This is a genomic window from Streptomyces sp. LN549, assembly GCF_043203805.1.
In the GTDB taxonomy this organism is placed as follows: domain Bacteria; phylum Actinomycetota; class Actinomycetes; order Streptomycetales; family Streptomycetaceae; genus Streptomyces.
This window is the reverse complement of the sequence record NZ_JAZHRI010000002.1, coordinates 6,666,087-6,682,483: the sequence shown is the minus strand read 5'-3', so window position 1 is coordinate 6,682,483 and position 16,397 is coordinate 6,666,087. Positions and strand designations below refer to the sequence as shown.

8 protein-coding genes are annotated in these 16,397 nt (G+C 68.9%); 1 reads left to right on the top strand and 7 read right to left on the bottom strand.

What is annotated here, in order from left to right; genetic code table 11:
- Positions 1–10: 10 nt before the first annotated feature.
- The 7 genes from SH922_RS30010 to SH922_RS29980 form a co-directional block, all read right to left on the bottom strand.
- Entirely contained in the window at positions 11–520 is a 510-nt protein-coding gene (locus SH922_RS30010) for a CinA family protein (protein WP_393061305.1), read from the bottom strand.
- The gene (pgsA, locus tag SH922_RS30005) at positions 517–1,329 is read right to left on the bottom strand and encodes a CDP-diacylglycerol--glycerol-3-phosphate 3-phosphatidyltransferase (RefSeq protein ID WP_393061303.1); all 813 of its coding nucleotides are present in this window, start codon (positions 1,327–1,329) and stop codon (positions 517–519) included. Before pgsA ends, SH922_RS30010 begins: the two co-directional genes overlap by 4 nt.
- Positions 1,326–2,804 (bottom strand): 30S ribosomal protein S12 methylthiotransferase RimO, encoded by a 1,479-nt coding sequence (gene rimO / locus SH922_RS30000; protein WP_393061301.1) that lies wholly within the window; start codon positions 2,802–2,804, stop codon positions 1,326–1,328. The genes pgsA and rimO overlap by 4 nt, the downstream gene beginning before the upstream one ends.
- A 134-nt stretch (positions 2,805–2,938) precedes the next feature.
- Positions 2,939–3,739: a helix-turn-helix domain-containing protein gene (locus SH922_RS29995; RefSeq protein ID WP_393061299.1), complete on the bottom strand. Its 801-nt coding sequence runs from the start codon at positions 3,737–3,739 to the stop codon at positions 2,939–2,941.
- A 204-nt stretch (positions 3,740–3,943) separates the two neighbouring features.
- Positions 3,944–6,715 (bottom strand): DNA translocase FtsK, encoded by a 2,772-nt coding sequence (locus SH922_RS29990; protein ID WP_393061297.1) that lies wholly within the window; start codon positions 6,713–6,715, stop codon positions 3,944–3,946.
- Positions 6,716–6,956: 241 nt separating this feature from the next.
- Positions 6,957–7,634, bottom strand: a complete 678-nt coding sequence (locus SH922_RS29985) for a two-component system response regulator (RefSeq protein WP_393061295.1) — start codon at positions 7,632–7,634, stop codon at positions 6,957–6,959.
- A gap of 245 nt (positions 7,635–7,879) precedes the next feature.
- On the bottom strand, positions 7,880–13,363 hold the full coding sequence (locus SH922_RS29980) for a HAMP domain-containing protein (protein WP_393061293.1): 5,484 nt from the start codon (positions 13,361–13,363) through the stop codon (positions 7,880–7,882).
- Between the two features lie 414 nt (positions 13,364–13,777).
- Here SH922_RS29980 and SH922_RS29975 point away from each other — a divergent pair, with 414 nt between their 5' ends.
- Positions 13,778–16,396, top strand: coding sequence for a SpoIIE family protein phosphatase (locus SH922_RS29975; protein WP_393061291.1), 2,619 nt, complete (start codon positions 13,778–13,780; stop codon positions 16,394–16,396).
- Position 16,397: the final 1 nt, after the last annotated feature.

Genomic DNA, 16,397 nt, shown 5'->3' with positions numbered 1-16,397 from the left:
GCTGCAAACATCAATTCCCCCCGTTGTGTTCCGTATCCTGTGCGCTCGCGTACCCGCCGAGTTCGCCGGAGAGCAGTTCGAGCACGCTCCGTACGCTCTCTCTACGGATGTCCGCCCGTCCGCCGTTCAACCGCAGCGCGGTCACTTTCCCGGCGTCACAGGGGCCGCAGACTGCGACGAAGACCGTTCCGACCTGTTGGCCGTCCTGAGGATCGGGGCCCGCGACACCGGTTGTCGCCACCCCCCAGTCCGCGCCGAGCGCCCGGCGTACGCCTGCCGCCATCTGGCGCGCGACCTCGGCGTCCACTGCCCCTCGCGCCGCCAGTAGGTCCTCGTCCACGCCCAGGACTTCACTCTTGAGGGGGGTCGCATAGGCAGTCACCGACCCTCGGAACGCCTGCGAGGCACCGGGTACGGACGTCAGCTCCGCCGCGACCAGGCCACCGGTCAACGACTCGGCCACGGCGAGGGTCTCGCCCCGCTCGACGAGCAGCCGCAGCACCTGGGCCGCGGCTGTCACCGCTCGGCCTCCGCGGCACCACGGTTCCCGGCGACCCGCTCCGGGCCCCTGGCACCCTCGGAGGCGGCCTCGGCGGTCTCGGCACGCCTGGACGCCTGCCGCTCGCCCTTGGCGCTCTCCAGAGCCGCCTCAGCGTTCTCGGCAGTCTCCTGGGCGGCGGCCGTCTTCTCCTCCGCGATTCCCTGACGCCGCAGCACGACGGCCTGGCGGACGTAGTCCAGGCCGGTGACGACCGTCAGCACGACGGCCACCGTCATCACCCAGAAGCGCATCGTGGCCAGTGGACCGGTCAGCGCCAGGACGTACATCCCGACAGCGGTCCCCTGGGCCAGCGTCTTCATCTTCCCGCCGCGACTGGCCGGAATCACGCCGTGCCGAATCACCCAGAACCGCAGCACCGTGATGCCGAGCTCGCGGAAGAGGATCACGCCCGTGACCCACCAGGGAAGATCACCGAGGTACGACAGACAGATCAGCGCCGCACCCATGATCGCCTTGTCCGCGATCGGGTCGGCGATCTTCCCGAAGTCGGTGACCAGGTTGTACTTACGCGCCAGATGCCCGTCGAACACGTCGGTGATCATCGCGATGGCGAACGCGGCCCAGGCGATGGAACGCCAGGCCGGGTCGTATCCGCCGTCGTGAAGCAGCAGCACGACGAACCCGGGGACCAGCACCAGCCGCGCCATGGTGAGCAGATTGGCGATGTTCCACAGGCTGGCCTGGTTGACGGCCGCAGCACCCAGTTTTCCGCCGCGGACCGGCGTCGCGCCGGTACCACCTGCCGCGGATGCCGGTGCTCCGGTCATCTGGCTACCTCCGCAAGTTCACAGCACTCGACCACCAGGTCCACGCCTTCGGTGCCCACTACCTTTGCCTCGACCATACGGCCCGGGACAAGTCCCTCGCGTGCGGTGAAGAGCACCTGACCGTCCGTTTCGGGCGCCTGATGGGCGGCACGGCCCACGGCGCGCGACTCGTCCTCGGTGGCCTCGACCGACTCGATCAGCACCTGGAGCGTCTCGCCGACGCGCTCCTCGGCCCGCTGCGAGGTCAGCTCCTCGGCCAGCTGCGAGATGTGCGCCAGCCGCTCGGCGATGGTGTCGGCGTCCAGCTTGTTCTCGTACCCGACCGCCTCGGTGCCGTCCTCGTCGGAGTAGCCGAAGACGCCGATGGCGTCGAGGCGGGCACCGGTGAGGAACCGTTCAAGCTCCGCGAGGTCCGCCTCGGTCTCGCCGGGGAAGCCCACGATGAAGTTGGAGCGCGCGCCGGCCTGCGGTGCCTTGCTCCGGATGGTGTGCAGGAGCTCCAGGAAGCTGTCGGTGTCGCCGAAGCGCCGCATCGCGCGCAGCACGCCGGGGGCCGAGTGCTGGAACGACAGGTCGAAGTAGGGCGCGACCTTCGGCGTCGAGGTCAGGACGTCGATCAGACCCGGCCGCATCTCGGCGGGCTGCAGATAGCTGACCCGGATCCGCTCGATGCCCTCGACATCCGCGAGCTCCGGAAGGAGCGTCTCCAGGAGGCGGATGTCGCCGAGGTCCTTGCCGTACGAGGTGTTGTTCTCGGAGACCAGCATGACCTCCTTCACGCCCTGCTCGGCCAGCCAGCGCGTCTCGCCCAGGACGTCCGAGGGCCGACGCGAGATGAAGGAGCCGCGGAAGGAAGGGATGGCGCAGAAGGAGCAGCGGCGGTCGCAGCCCGAGGCCAGCTTCACGGAGGCGACGGGGCTGGTGCCCAGCCTGCGGCGCAGAGGCGCCCGCGGACCGGAGACCGGCGCGACTCCCTCCGGAAGGTCGGCGGGGGCGGGTGCGGCCTCCTGGGCGTGGCCGGGGAGGGCGACGGCTGCGTCCTGGCGGTCGGCCGGGCTGATGGGCAGCAGCTTGCGACGGTCGCGGGGGGTGTGGGAGGCGTGGATGCCGCCGTTGAGGATGGTCTGGAGGCGGTCCGAGATGTCTGCGTAGTCGTCGAATCCGAGGACTCCGTCCGCTTCCGGCAGGGCCTCGGCGAGGTCCTTGCCGTAGCGCTCGGCCATGCAGCCGACGGCGACGACGGCCTGGGTCCGGCCGTGGTCCTTCAGATCATTGGCTTCGAGCAGGGCATCGACGGAGTCCTTCTTGGCGGCCTCGACGAATCCACAGGTGTTGACCACGGCGACATCGGCATCGGAGGCATCCTCGACGAGCTCCCAGCCGTCCGCTGCCAAGCGGCCTGCGAGCTCCTCCGAGTCCACCTCGTTACGGGCGCAGCCAAGAGTGACAAGGGCGACGGTACGGCGTTCGGGCATGGGCTCAAGACTACTTTGTCCCAGCACTGGCCCCGCCGCGCAGGGTTCGACCGTTACAGGGAGTAACAGAGGCGGCGAGCCCCGGCACGATGGCCGGGGCTCGCCGCCTCTGTGTGAACGGTCGGATCGCGAGGTCAGCCGACCTCGGGATCGCCCTTGGTGTACGAGAGCCGCTCCACCTGTCCGGGCTGGAACTGGTCCTCGACCTTCTTGCCGTTGACGAAGAGCTCGATCGATCCGGCGTCACCGAGGACGAGGTCGACCCGCTCCTTGTCCTGGAAGGTCTTCGTCTCGCCCTGCTGGAGGGTTCCGTCGAAGAGGGACCGGCCGTTGTGGTCCTTGGCGGAGATCCAGCTCTTGCCCTGGCTCGCGCTGAGCTTGACCGTCACCTTGTCCTGGGGCGCTGCCGCGATGGCACTGTCCGAGGGGGCCGGCTTGGGATCGACGGGCTTGCTGGACGCCGGCTTGGGCTTGATCTTGTCGGACGTCGGGCCTTCGGCGACCTGGCCGGCGGTCGAGGGCTCGTCACCGCCCTTGAAGAAGGTGAAGCCGACGAATCCGACCACGGCGACGATGGCCGCGACCATGGCCGCGGTCCAGTTGGGCCGCCGGGGTTCGGAACGGATCCGCTCGGCTTCGAACAGCGGTGCCGCCGGTGTGGGCGCGGGACGGCCGCCGTGCTCGGCGTCGTACTGCGAGACCAGCGGTTCGGGATCGGTGCCTACGGCACGTGCGAGCGTTCGGATATGGCCGCGGGCGTACACGTCGCCGCCGCAGCGGGAGAAGTCGTCCTCCTCGATCGCGTGCACGATGGGGATGCGCACCCGGGTGGACGTGCTGACCTCTTCGACCGTGAGACCTGCGGCGATACGAGCCTGCTGGAGCACTCGACCGATCGAAGGCCGGTCGTCTTCGGGGGAGTTGCCGATGGACACGGGGGCGCCTTTCGAGCGTGAGCCACCTGCTGGGTGTTCAGTCTAGGGGGGGTACGAAAGAGTGGGGCAACCGGGAGGGAGGACTTTGTACGCCATCAGATTCGAACAGAGTCGGATTCGCCGTACCGCCCCGGGAAGGAACATCCTGCTGTCCCTCCCTTCAACTTGACGTACGGCCCGGCGAAACGGTTGCCCTCAAAACCCTTACGAACCGGTTTCCCCACGGATCAGTGCCAACACCCCGTCGAGCTCGTCCGGTTTCACCATGACGTCGCGCGCCTTGGAGCCCTCGCTGGGGCCGACGATGTTCCGCGACTCCATCAGGTCCATCAGCCGGCCGGCCTTCGCGAAGCCCACCCGCAGTTTGCGCTGGAGCATCGAGGTGGACCCGAACTGGGTGGAGACGACCAGCTCAGCGGCCTGACAGAGCAGATCCAGGTCGTCGCCGATGTCCTCGTCGATCTCCTTCTTCTGCTTCGTCCCGACCACCACGTCGTCGCGGAAGACGGGGGCCATCTGGTCCTTGCAGTGCTGGACGACCGCCGCGACCTCGTCCTCGGTGACGAAGGCGCCCTGCATACGGGTCGGCTTGTTCGCCCCCATCGGCAGGAACAGTCCGTCACCCTTTCCGATGAGTTTCTCGGCTCCGGGCTGGTCGAGGATGACACGGCTGTCGGCCAGCGACGAGGTCGCGAAGGCGAGCCGGGAGGGCACGTTCGCCTTGATCAGACCGGTGACGACGTCCACCGAGGGGCGCTGGGTGGCGAGCACCAGATGGATACCGGCCGCGCGGGCCAACTGGGTGATGCGGACGATCGAGTCCTCGACGTCCCGGGGGGCCACCATCATGAGGTCGGCCAGCTCGTCGACGATCACCAGCAGATACGGGTACGGCGACAGCTCCCGCTCGCTGCCCTCCGGCGTCTTGAGCTTGCCGGTGCGCACGGCGTGGTTGAAGTCGTCGATGTGCCGGTAGCCGAACGCGGCGAGGTCGTCGTAGCGCAGGTCCATCTCGCGCACCACCCACTGGAGGGCCTCGGCGGCCTTCTTGGGGTTGGTGATGATCGGCGTGATCAGATGCGGAATGCCCTCGTACGCGGTCAGCTCGACGCGCTTGGGGTCGACCAGCACCATGCGGACGTCCTCCGGCGTGGCCCGCACCATCACCGAGGTGATGAGGCAGTTGATGCAGGAGGACTTACCGGAGCCGGTGGCACCGGCCACCAGGACGTGCGGCATCTTCGCGAGGTTGGCCATTTCGTACCCGCCCTCGACGTTCTTGCCGAGCGCGACCAGCATGGGGTGGTCGTCCTCCGCCGCGTCCGCGAGCCGCAGCACGTCGCCGAGGTTGACCATCTCCCGGTCGGAGTTGGGGATCTCGATGCCGACCGCCGACTTCCCCGGGATCGGGGAGATGATCCGGACGTCGGGGCTGGCGACGGCGTACGCGATGTTCTTGGCGAGCGCCGTGATCCGCTCGACCTTCACGGCGGGCCCGAGCTCCACCTCGTACCGCGTCACCGTGGGACCGCGGGTGAAACCGGTGACGGCGGCGTCGACCTTGAATTCGGTGAAGACGTTGGTCAGCGACGCGACGATCGCGTCGTTGGCGGCGCTGCGGGTCTTGCCGGGGCCGCCTCGCTCCAGCAGGTCGAGCGAGGGCAGCGAGTAGGTGATGTCGCCGGAGAGCTGGAGCTGCTCGGCGCGGGGCGGGAGCGGCTGCGACTGCGAGCGGTCGGGGGCCGGCTTGGTCAGGTCGGGCACGCCCCCGGCGGGCGAGGACGCCTTCTCCCCCGGCCTCCGGCCCGGCTCCGCCTCCCTGGCACCGGGCACCGGGGTGCCGGCACGCTCACGGTCCACCGAGACGCCCTGGGTGAGGTCGGCGACGACCGGCGAGGGCGGCATGCCGTTGAGCACCGCCCCGTCGAGCGCGGCGGCTGCGGCGGCGGCGACGTCCACGGCGTCCATGGTGCGGTTCATCGCCGGCTGCACGGAGGGCCTGCGCGGCCTGCGGCGCTTGGAGAGCGCGTCGGTCTCCGCCCGGTCGGGGTCGTACTCCTCGGGCGCCTCGGAACGGCGGACGGAGGAACGACGCGAACCGGCGGGCAGCGACTCACGCCACTGCTCGTCGTACCGCTCGTCGTCCTCGTCCAGCGCCTCCGGGTCGTACACCGGATCGATGATTCCCAGCTTGGAACCGAGCAGCCGCAGCCGCTGCGGAATGGCGTTCACCGGGGTCGCCGTCACGACCAGCAGTCCGAAGACGGTCAGGAGCAGGAGCAGCGGTACCGCGAGCACCTCGCCCATGGTGAAGATCAGCGGTTTGGAGGCGGCCCAGCCGATGAGGCCGCCCGCGTCCTGCATGGCCTCGGTGCCTTCCTCGCGTCCCGGCGATCCGCACGCGATGTGGACCTGCCCGAGCACCCCGATGACAAGCGCGGAGAGCCCGATGACGATGCGGCCGTTGGCCTCGGGCTTCTCCGGATACAGGATCAGCCGCACGGCGACGGAGCCCAGCAGTATCGGCACGAGGAGGTCGAGCCGGCCGAAGGCTCCGGTGACGAGCATCTCGACGAGGTCGCCGACGGGACCGCGGAGATTCGACCAGGTGCCTGCGGCGACGATCAGTGCGAGGCCGAGCAGCAGCAGCGCGACGCCGTCCTTGCGGTGAGCGGGGTCGAGCCCCTTGGCACCGCGCCCTATGCCCCGGAACAGCGCGCCGACGGCGTGGGCCACACCGAGCCAGACGGCGCGCACCAGGCGGTACACACCACCGGTGGGCGACGGCGCCGGTTTGGGCGCGGCGGCCTTCTTGGCCACCGCCTTCTTCGCCGGTGCCTTCTTGGCGGGCGCGGTCTTCTTCGCCGCGGTCTTCTTGGCGGGCGCGGCCTTCTTCGCCGCACCCGGGCCACCGCCGACGCGCTTCGCGGTGCCCGCCGTGCCCTGGGAACCCTTGCCGGACGTACGTGAGGCCATGGGGCCGAGGTTACCGGTGTCTGCGGCAGTGAACACGTGCGCGTGCCGGTTCACCCGACCGTGTCGCCGTACGACGGCCGCAAACTGACGCGCCCTCACCGGGTCCGGACGTGGACCACGCGCCGGCCGGGGGACGTCCGCACCGGGACGCCACCGCCGAACGCCCGCACCCTCAGCCCAGTTGACGCCTCGCCGAGCCGAAAGGGCCTGGCGGAGAGGGGCAGTACGTTCGACGGCCGGGCTACGTGGGAAGGGGCGCGGGTCCGCCGCTGGTGCCGGGCTCCAGGGCGTCCAGCGCCCGGCGCAGCCCGGTCAGCTTCCGTTCGAGGTGAGCGGCGGTGGCCACGGCTCCGGCGTCCGCCGACTCGTCGTCGAGCTGCTTGGAGAGGGCCTCGGCCTGCTCCTCCACGGCCGCGAGCCGTGCCGAGAGCTCGGCCAGCAGTCCGGCGGGCTCCTTCTCGTGGTTCGCACCCCCGTGACCGCTGCCCTCCAACTGGAGCCGCAGCAGCGCCGCCTGCTCACGCAACTGGCAGTTCTTCATGTACAGCTCGACGAAGACCGAGACCTTGGCCCGCAGCACCCAGGGGTCGAACGGCTTCGAGATGTAGTCCACCGCGCCGGCCGCATAACCCCGGAAGGTGTGGTGCGGACCGTGGTTGATCGCGGTGAGAAAGATGATCGGGATGTCCCGGGTCCGCTCCCGCCGCTTGATGTGCGCCGCGGTTTCGAAACCGTCCATGCCCGGCATCTGGACGTCCAGCAGAATGACCGCGAAGTCGTCCGTGAGCAGCGCTTTGAGCGCCTCCTCCCCTGACGATGCCCGAACCAGTGTCTGATCGAGCGCAGAGAGGATGGCCTCCAGCGCCAGCAGATTCTCCGGCCGGTCATCGACCAGGAGGATCTTGGCCTTCTGCACCATGGCCCGTCCTCCTCGCCCCGGAATTGCACCGGGCGCCGCCCCAGGGGACGGCTCCCTTACGCCGTCCGTCCTTGTGCCGGTCATGGTAGCCGCACCCCGCCCGTCACCACACCCTGTCACCGCGATGTCACTGTGCACACAGGGAAAACGCGGTGGGAGACCAGAAGGTTCCCCGGAAACCGCGCTCCCACACCCCTTCCGACACGACCAGTCAACAAAACACGATTGATTCGCTCAATTTCCGATCACTCTCCGCGCATCCACTGCTCCATAACCGATAGAAGATGATCAGGGTCGACCGGCTTGGTGACGTAGTCGGATGCTCCGGACTCGATCGCCTTCTCGCGGTCGCCCTTCATCGCCTTGGCGGTCAGCGCGATGATCGGCAGACCGGCGAACTGCGGCATCCTGCGGATCGCCGACGTCGTCGCGTAGCCGTCCATCTCCGGCATCATGATGTCCATCAGGACGACCGTCACATCGTCGTGCTGCTCCAGGACTTCGATCCCCTCGCGCCCGTTCTCCGCGTACAGAACAGCCAGCCCGTGCTGCTCCAGCACGCTGGTGAGCGCGAAGACGTTACGGATGTCGTCGTCGACGATCAACACCTTCTCGCCGCCGAACCGGAACGTCCTGCGGATCGCCGGCTCCTCCTGGCCGCCGAGCGTCCACGGCTCCTGCGAGGACTGCCGCTCCGCCGAGGAGGCCGCCCGGGGCGGCAGCGCGGGCTGCTGCTTCGCACCGCCCAGCGCCTTGCGCCGACGCCTCAACAGCCCAGCCGCGCCACCCTGGTCGTGTGCGCTCCCCGGCATCCCGGAGGCCTCCCCGAAGGTCTGGAAGCCGGGTCCGGAGCCCTGCCCCATCCCCAGGCCGGCCTCGGGGATCCGGCCGCTCTCGACCGCCGCACCGTGCATCTCGATGGGTCCGGGGCCGATCTGCGGGTAACCCTGGGGCGGGAGTTCGCTCGGGTGCAGCGGCAGGTACAGCGTGAACGTCGAGCCGCGGCCGGGCTCACTCGCCGCATGGATCTCGCCACCCAGCAGCCGCGCGATCTCCCGGCTGATGGAGAGACCGAGACCGGTACCGCCGTACTTGCGGCTGGTCGTCCCGTCCGCCTGCTTGAACGCCTCGAAGATCACCAGCATCTTGCTCGACGCGATGCCGATACCGGTGTCGGTCACCGAGAAGGCGATCAGATCGGCGTCGGAATCCCGCAGTGAACCGGCTTCCAGCAGCTGCTCACGAATGGCGTTCGGCACCTCGGCACCGGCATGCCGGATCACCAGCTCGACGGCGCCGCCGTCGGTGAACTTCACTGCGTTGGAGAGCAGATTGCGCAGCACCTGAAGCAGCCGCTGTTCGTCGGTGTGCAGCGTGGCCGGAAGTTCCGGCGACACCCGTACGGAGAAATCCAGCCCCTTTTCCGCGGTCAGCGGCCGGAACGTCGCCTCCACGTAGTCGACCAGCTGAACCAGGGCGATCCGGGTCGGGCTGACGTCCATCTTGCCCGCCTCGACCTTCGACAGATCGAGGATGTCGTTGATCAGCTGGAGCAGATCCGAACCGGCCCCGTGGATCGTCTCGGCGAATTCCACCTGCTTCGGCGACAGATTGCCCTCGGCGTTGTCCGCCAGGAGTTTGGCCAGAATGAGCAGCGAGTTGAGCGGTGTCCGCAACTCGTGCGACATGTTCGCCAGGAACTCCGACTTGTAACGCATGGAGACGGCGAGCTGCTCGGCGCGTTCCTCCAGGACCTGCCGCGCCTCCTCGATCTCGGTGTTCTTGACCTCGATGTCGCGGTTCTGCTGGGCCAGCAGCTCGGCCTTCTCCTCCAGTTCGGCATTGGACGCCTGGAGGGCCTTCTGCCTGTTCTCCAACTCCTGCGACCGGTCGCGCAATTGCTCCGTGAGCTCCTGCGACTGCTCCAGCAGCTTCTCGGTCGTCGTGTTGACGCTGATCGTGTTGACGCTGGTGGCGATCATCTCGGCGAGCTGGTTGAGGAAGTCCCGCTGGATGTGGGTGAACGGCTGGAAGGAGGCCAGTTCGATCACCCCGAGGACCTTCCCCTCGAAGAGCACCGGCAGCACGATCACATGCGCGGGCGGCGCCTCGCCGAGACCGGAGGAGATCTTCAGGTACCCCGGCGGCACGTTGTCCACCTGGATCGTCCGCTTCTCCTCGGCCGCCGTACCGATGAGAGTCTCACCGGGCCGGAAGGACGTCGGCATGGAGCCGGCGGAGTAGCCGTAGCTGCCCCGCATCCGGAGCTCGTACGAACCCTCCTTGTCACCGTCCGCCCCCAGGGCGTCGGCGTCCCCGGTCGACATGGCGAGGAAGAAGGCGCCGTGCTGCGCGGAGACGACCGGGGTCAGCTCGCTCATGATCAGCGAGGCCACGTCGTCCAGATCACGCCGCCCCTGCATCAGACCGGAGATCCGGGCGAGATTGCCCTTCAGCCAGTCCTGCTCCTTGTTCGTGGCGGTGGTGTCGCGCAGGTTCGCGATCATGGTGTTGATGTTGTCCTGGAGGGACTGGATCTCCCCGGCGGCGTCCACATCGATCTTGAGATTGAGATCGCCGCGGGTCACCGCGGTGGCGACGGCCGCGATGGCACGCACCTGACGGGTCAGGTTTCCGGCCATCTCATTCACCGACTCGGTGAGGTCGCGCCAGGTGCCGTCCACGTCACGCACCCGCGCCTGACCGCCCAGCTGGCCTTCGGTGCCCACCTCGCGGGCCACCCGCGTCACCTGCTCGGCGAATGAGGACAGCCGGTCGACCATCGTGTTGATGGTGTTCTTCAGCTCCTGGATCTCACCACGCGCGTCGATGTCGATCTTCTTGGTGAGATCGCCCTCGGCGATGGCCGTGGTGACGGTGGCGATCTGGCGCACCTGACCGGTCAGGTTGGACGCCATCGAGTTCACGGACTCGGTGAGGTCCTTCCACGTACCGGAGACCCCGGGGACACGCGCCTGGCCTCCCAGTTCACCCTCCGTGCCCACCTCACGGGCGACTCGCGTCACCTCGTCGGCGAACGACGACAGGGTCGTCACCATCGTGTTGACGGTGTCGGCCAGCTCGGCGACCTCACCGCGCGCTTCGACGGTGACCTTCTTCGTCAGGTCGCCGTTGGCCACCGCGGACGAGACGCGGGAGATGTTCCGCACCTGACTGGTCAGGTTGTTGGCCATCAGGTTGACGTTCTCGCTGAGGTCCTTCCAGATGCCCGTCGCGCCGCGCACCCGCGCCTGGCCGCCGAGGATGCCCTCGGTGCCCACCTCGCGGGCCACCCGAGTCACCTCGTCACCGAAGTTCATCAGCTGGTCGACCATCGTGTTGACCGTCGTCACCAGTTCGAGGATCTCGCCCTTGGCGTCGACGGTGATCTTCTTGGAGAGGTCACCGTTGGCGACCGCGGTGGTGACCTCGGCGATGTTGCGGACCTGGAGCGTCAGGTTGTTCGCCATGCCGTTGACGGACTGGGTGAGGTCCTTCCACGTACCGGACACACCCTGCACCTCGGCCTGACCGCCGAGGATGCCCTCCGTGCCCACCTCGCGGGCGACCCGCGTCACCTGCTCGGCGAAGTTCGACAGCTGGTCGACCATCGTGTTGAGGGTGTTCTTCAGCTCCAGGATCTCGCCGCGCGCGTCCACGTCGATCTTCTGCGACAGGTCACCGCGCGCCACCGCCGTGGCGACCTGCGCGATGTTACGGACCTGAGCGGTGAGGTTCCCGGCCATGCCGTTCACCGAATCGGTCAGATCACGCCACACACCGGCCACGCCGGGCACCTGCGCCTGGCCGCCGAGGCGCCCGTCCGTGCCCACCTCGCGCGCCACCCGGGTCACCTGCTCGGCGAAGGCGGAGAGCTGGTCGACCATCGTGTTGATGGTGTTCTTCAGCTCCAGGATCTCGCCGCGCGCGTCCACGTCGATCTTCTGCGACAGGTCGCCCCGCGCCACCGCCGTGGTCACCTGCGCGATCTGGCGCACCTGGGAGGTCAGGTTCCCCGCCATGAAGTTGACGGAGTCGGTGAGCTCCTTCCACGTACCGGAGACACCGTCGACCCGCGCCTGACCGCCGAGGCGGCCCTCCGTGCCCACGTCCCGCGCCATCCGCGTGACCTGGTCGGCGAACGAGGACAGCTGCGCCACCATCGTGTTGACGGTGTTCTTCAGTTCCAGCATCTCGCCGGCCACGTCGACGGTGACCTTCTGCGACAGATCACCGTTGGCGACCGCGGTGGTCACCTGGGCGATGTCGCGCACCTGACCCGTCAGGTTCCGGAACGCCGTGTTCACGGAGTCCGTGAGGTCCTTCCAGGTACCCGCCGCACCCGGCACCTCGGCCTGGCCGCCGAGGCGGCCCTCGACGCCGACCTCCCGGGCCACCCGGGTCACTTCCGAACCGAAGGACTGAAGCTGGTCGACCATCGTGTTGACGGTGTTCTTCAGTTCCAGCATCTCGCCGGCCACGTCGACGGTGACCTTCTGCGACATGTCACCACTGGCGACCGCGGTGGTCACCTGGGCGATGTCGCGCACCTGGGTCGTCAGATTGCGGAAGACGGTGTTCACCGAGTCGGTGAGATCCTTCCAGGTCCCCGCCGCGCCCGGTACCTGCGCCTGGCCGCCGAGCAGCCCCTCGCCACCGACCTCGCTGGCCACGCGCGTGACCTCGTCCGCGAAGGTGCGGAGCGTCTCGGTCATCTGGTTGATCGTCTCGGCGAGCTGGGCGACCTCGCCGCGCGCGCTCACCCGGACCTTCTGCGACAGGTCACCGTTGGCGACCGCCGTCGTCACCTCCGCGATGCCGCGCACCTGGGAGGTGAGGTTGCCCGCCATCGTGTTGACGGAGTCGGTCAGGTCCTTCCAGACCCCGGCCACGCCCGGCACGGTCGCCTGGCCGCCCAGCTCTCCCTCGGTACCCACCTCACGGGCGACCCGGGTCACCTCGGAGGAGAACGAGGACAGCTGGTCGACCATCGTGTTGACGGTGTTCTTCAGCTGAGCCATCTCGCCGGCCACGTGGACGGTGACCTTCCGCGACAGATCGCCCTTGGCGACCGCCGTCGTCACCAGGGCGATGTCGCGCACCTGCGCGGTCAGCCGGTACGCCATGGTGTTCACGGAGTCCGTGAGGTCCTTCCAGGACCCGGACATCCCGCGCACCTGGGCCTGGCCGCCCAGCTTGCCCTCGGTCCCCACCTCGACCGCGACGCGTGTCACCTGCTCGGTGAACGCCGACAGCTGGTCGACCAGGTTGTTGACCGTCCGGGCGACCTTCAGGAACTCGCCGCGCAGCGGCCGCACCGTCTCGTCCGCCGTGTGCGAACGCAGCTCCATCCGCTGCTCAAGATCTCCGTCGGCCACCGCCGACAGCACCCGCCCGACCTCCGAGACCGGGCGTGCGAGATCATCGACCAGCTCGTTGGACGCGTCGATCGCGGCTGCCCAGGAGCCCTCACAGGCCCCCGTCTCCAGCCGCTCGGTGAGCTTGCCCTCCCGGCCGACCACACGCCGCACGCGTGCGAGCTCACCGGTGAGATGCACGTTGCGGTCGGCGACCTCGTTGAAGACCGCCGCCAGCTCGGCCATGACACCGTCGCCCGAGACGGTCACCCGCCTGCGGAAGTTGCCGTCCCGCATGGCCACCAGACCGGAGAGCAGTCTGTTGAGTGCCGCGGCGTCGACTTCGACGGTTCCATTGCGCTGCTTCTTCACGGACTGTCCGCCTTTACTGCGCGTACCTGTTCCCCGCGCCGCCACGTCAGACTCCACCGTGTCCCTCCCGCAGGGGTTGACCGAATCGCTCGGGCCTTGTCCGAGAGCTTGCCCAGAACCTCTATGGCTCACCGCCACAGACCACCGTCGACGGGTGACCATGTGGACGTCAAATCGTTGAAACGTACCAGGCCGGAACCGGTCGGGGTGGAACCTCCCATGGTTGTCCCACATCCCTCCATGAGGAAGCCAACACTTGTCCGGTCACGGGTCTGTTCCTGTCCGTCCTTGCCCGAACCCGGCCCTCGTGTATCCGGCACCTGCACGAAGCGTCTAGCCTGGCAAGGCGAATCGAAGCGGCGAGAAACGGGCACAGGACTCGGGGAAGCGACGAGACACCATATGGGGAGTGCTGTGATCACGGCGCGCGCGGCTGCGACCTTCGACCCGGTCGGGCGCTCCGTCGCGACGGCCCGCGCCTTTGTCCGGGACACGCTCCAGGGGTGGGGATACACCGACGTCGTCGACGACGCCGTCGTCCTCACCAGCGAGCTCGTCACCAATGCGGTGGTCCATGCGGGCACAGCGGCGGACGTGCTGTGCCTGCGCACGGAGGACGGTGTCCGGGTCGAGGTCTCCGACCACTACCCGGAGCGGGAGATCCCGCTCCAGTCCACCGGGCTGGACTTCGGCAGTCCCGACCGGGAGGGCGGCCGCGGCCTCCTCCTGTGCGCGGCACTCGCTTCCCGCTGGGGAGTCGAGTACTCCCCCACGCACAAACATGTCTGGTTCCAGCTCGATCTCCCCGACCGACCGGTGGGCATCCGCTCCGCGGGCCCACTGCTCCCCGTCGACCTGCTCCCCGTCACCGACGAACGGGTCAGGGTCGCCGTCGTCCAGATCGACAGCGCGGGCTCCATCGCGGCGTGGAACGACGACGCCTCGTATCTCTTCGGGCACACGGCGGAGCAGGTCACCGGCAAGCAGTTCACCGACTTCACCGCCTGGCCGCAGACCCCGGGCACCAACACCGGCATCGCCGACGCGCTGCGCCTCTCGCGCTGGGAGGGCAGCTACGGCATGCGCGGCGCCGACGGCCGCACGATCCCGGTCTACGGCTCCCACCTGCGCGTCCGGGACACCCGGGGCGAACCCTCGACGGTGTGCCTGCTGGTGCGCGACTACGAGCGGGCCGTACTCCAGTCACCGGTGCGCACTCCCGTCTCCGACGCGAACACGGAGAGCCGTACGACAGACCCCTTCGAGGTCTTCATCGGCTCCCCCGCCCCCGACGACCTCGACGGGCTGCTCCAGCGAACCGTCGAACGGGCCCGCGACATGCTCGACGCCGACGCGGCGTTCCTGCTGCTGGCAACGGACGACGAGACCGAACTGGAAGTACGCGCCACAACCGGCCTGCCCTCCGCCCGGCAGCGCTTCGCCCGCGTCCCCGTCGAGGCCGGCACCGGACGGTACGGCTCCGCCCGCATGCCTGCCGTCCATGAGGACCTCGATGCGGTGCCAGGTGCCGTCCCGCTGCTCGTCGACACGGGCATGCGCTCGGTGGTCACAGTCCCGCTGAAGGTCGAGGGCCGGCTCACGGGCTCTCTGGGTGTCGCGACCGAGGCCGCAGGCCGGTACTCCAACGAGGAGGCCCTGCGCCTCCAGTTCGCCGCCGACCGCATCGCCCTGGCCGTCGAGTCCGCCCGTCTGGGAGAGCTCGAACGGCTGCGCCGCGGTTCGCTCTCCTTCCTCGTCGAGGCGTCCGACCTGTTGGCCGGCACGCTCGACCGGGACCAGACGCTCGCCCTGATGGCACAGATGACCGTCCCCACCCTGGCCACCTGGTGTGCCGTCTACACGATCGCCGACCAGTCCTCGGACCCGTACCTCTCGTACGTACTGCACGAGGACGAGGAGCGCATCGACGGCCTCAAGGCCCTGCTCTCCAAGATCTCCCCGCCGGACCCGGTGCCGACACCTGGCGCCCGCGTCTGGTCCGCACCGTCGGAGGCCGCCCATCAGGCCGCCCTGCGCACATCGATGCGCAGTATCGGCCTCGGTGACCCCGGCGGGCTCGGCGCGGGCATCCGTACGACACTCGCCACCGCCGCCGCAGTGGGCGGGGAGACCGTGGTCCTTCCTCTGGTCGCCCGTAACCGGGTCATCGGCATGCTCACGCTCGGCAAGCCGTCCGACGACCACTTCCGCCAGGAGATCCTGGAGCTGGCCGAGGACCTCTCCCGCCGGGCCGCCCTGGCGCTGGACAACGCCCGTCTCTACTCGGAGCGCACGGCCATCAGCCAGTCCCTCCAGCGCAGCCTGCTGCCTCCGGGCCTGCCCGATGTCCCCAATGTGGAGATCGAGGTCATCTACCGTGCAGCCGGTGAGGGCAACGAGGTGGGCGGCGACTTCTACGACGTCTTCCCGATCCGCGACGGCGCCTACGGTTTCGCCATCGGCGACGTCTGCGGTACGGGTCCGGAGGCCGCGGCCGTCACGGGCCTGGCTCGTCATGCCTTGCGCCTGCTCGCCCGCGAGGGCTTCGGCGGCCCCGCCGTCCTGGAGCGTCTGAACGCCGCCATCCTGGACGAGGGCGCCCGCAGTCGTTTCCTGACCCTGCTGTACGGGGAGTTGTGGCCGCAGGAGGATGGCAGCGCCCTCCTGAAGGTGGTGTGCGCGGGCCATCCGTTGCCGTTGCGCCTGCGCCAGGACGGCTCGGTCGAGGCGGCGGCAGAACCGCAGCCGCTGCTGGGTGTCATCGAGGACCTGGAGCTGTACGAGCAGACGGTGACCCTGGAGCCGGGCGACGTCCTGCTGTGCGTGACGGACGGCGTCACCGAACGCCGCGAGGGCGCCCGCATGCTCGGTGACGACGGCCTGGCGGACGTCCTGGCCAACTGCACGGGGCTGACAGCCGGCGCGGTCGCGGCACGCATTCTGCGGGCTGTGGAGCGATTCGCCGCCGAGCCGGCGTCGGACGACATGGCCATCCTCGCGATGCGCGTCCCCGAGCCGCAGGCCGCTGTATAAC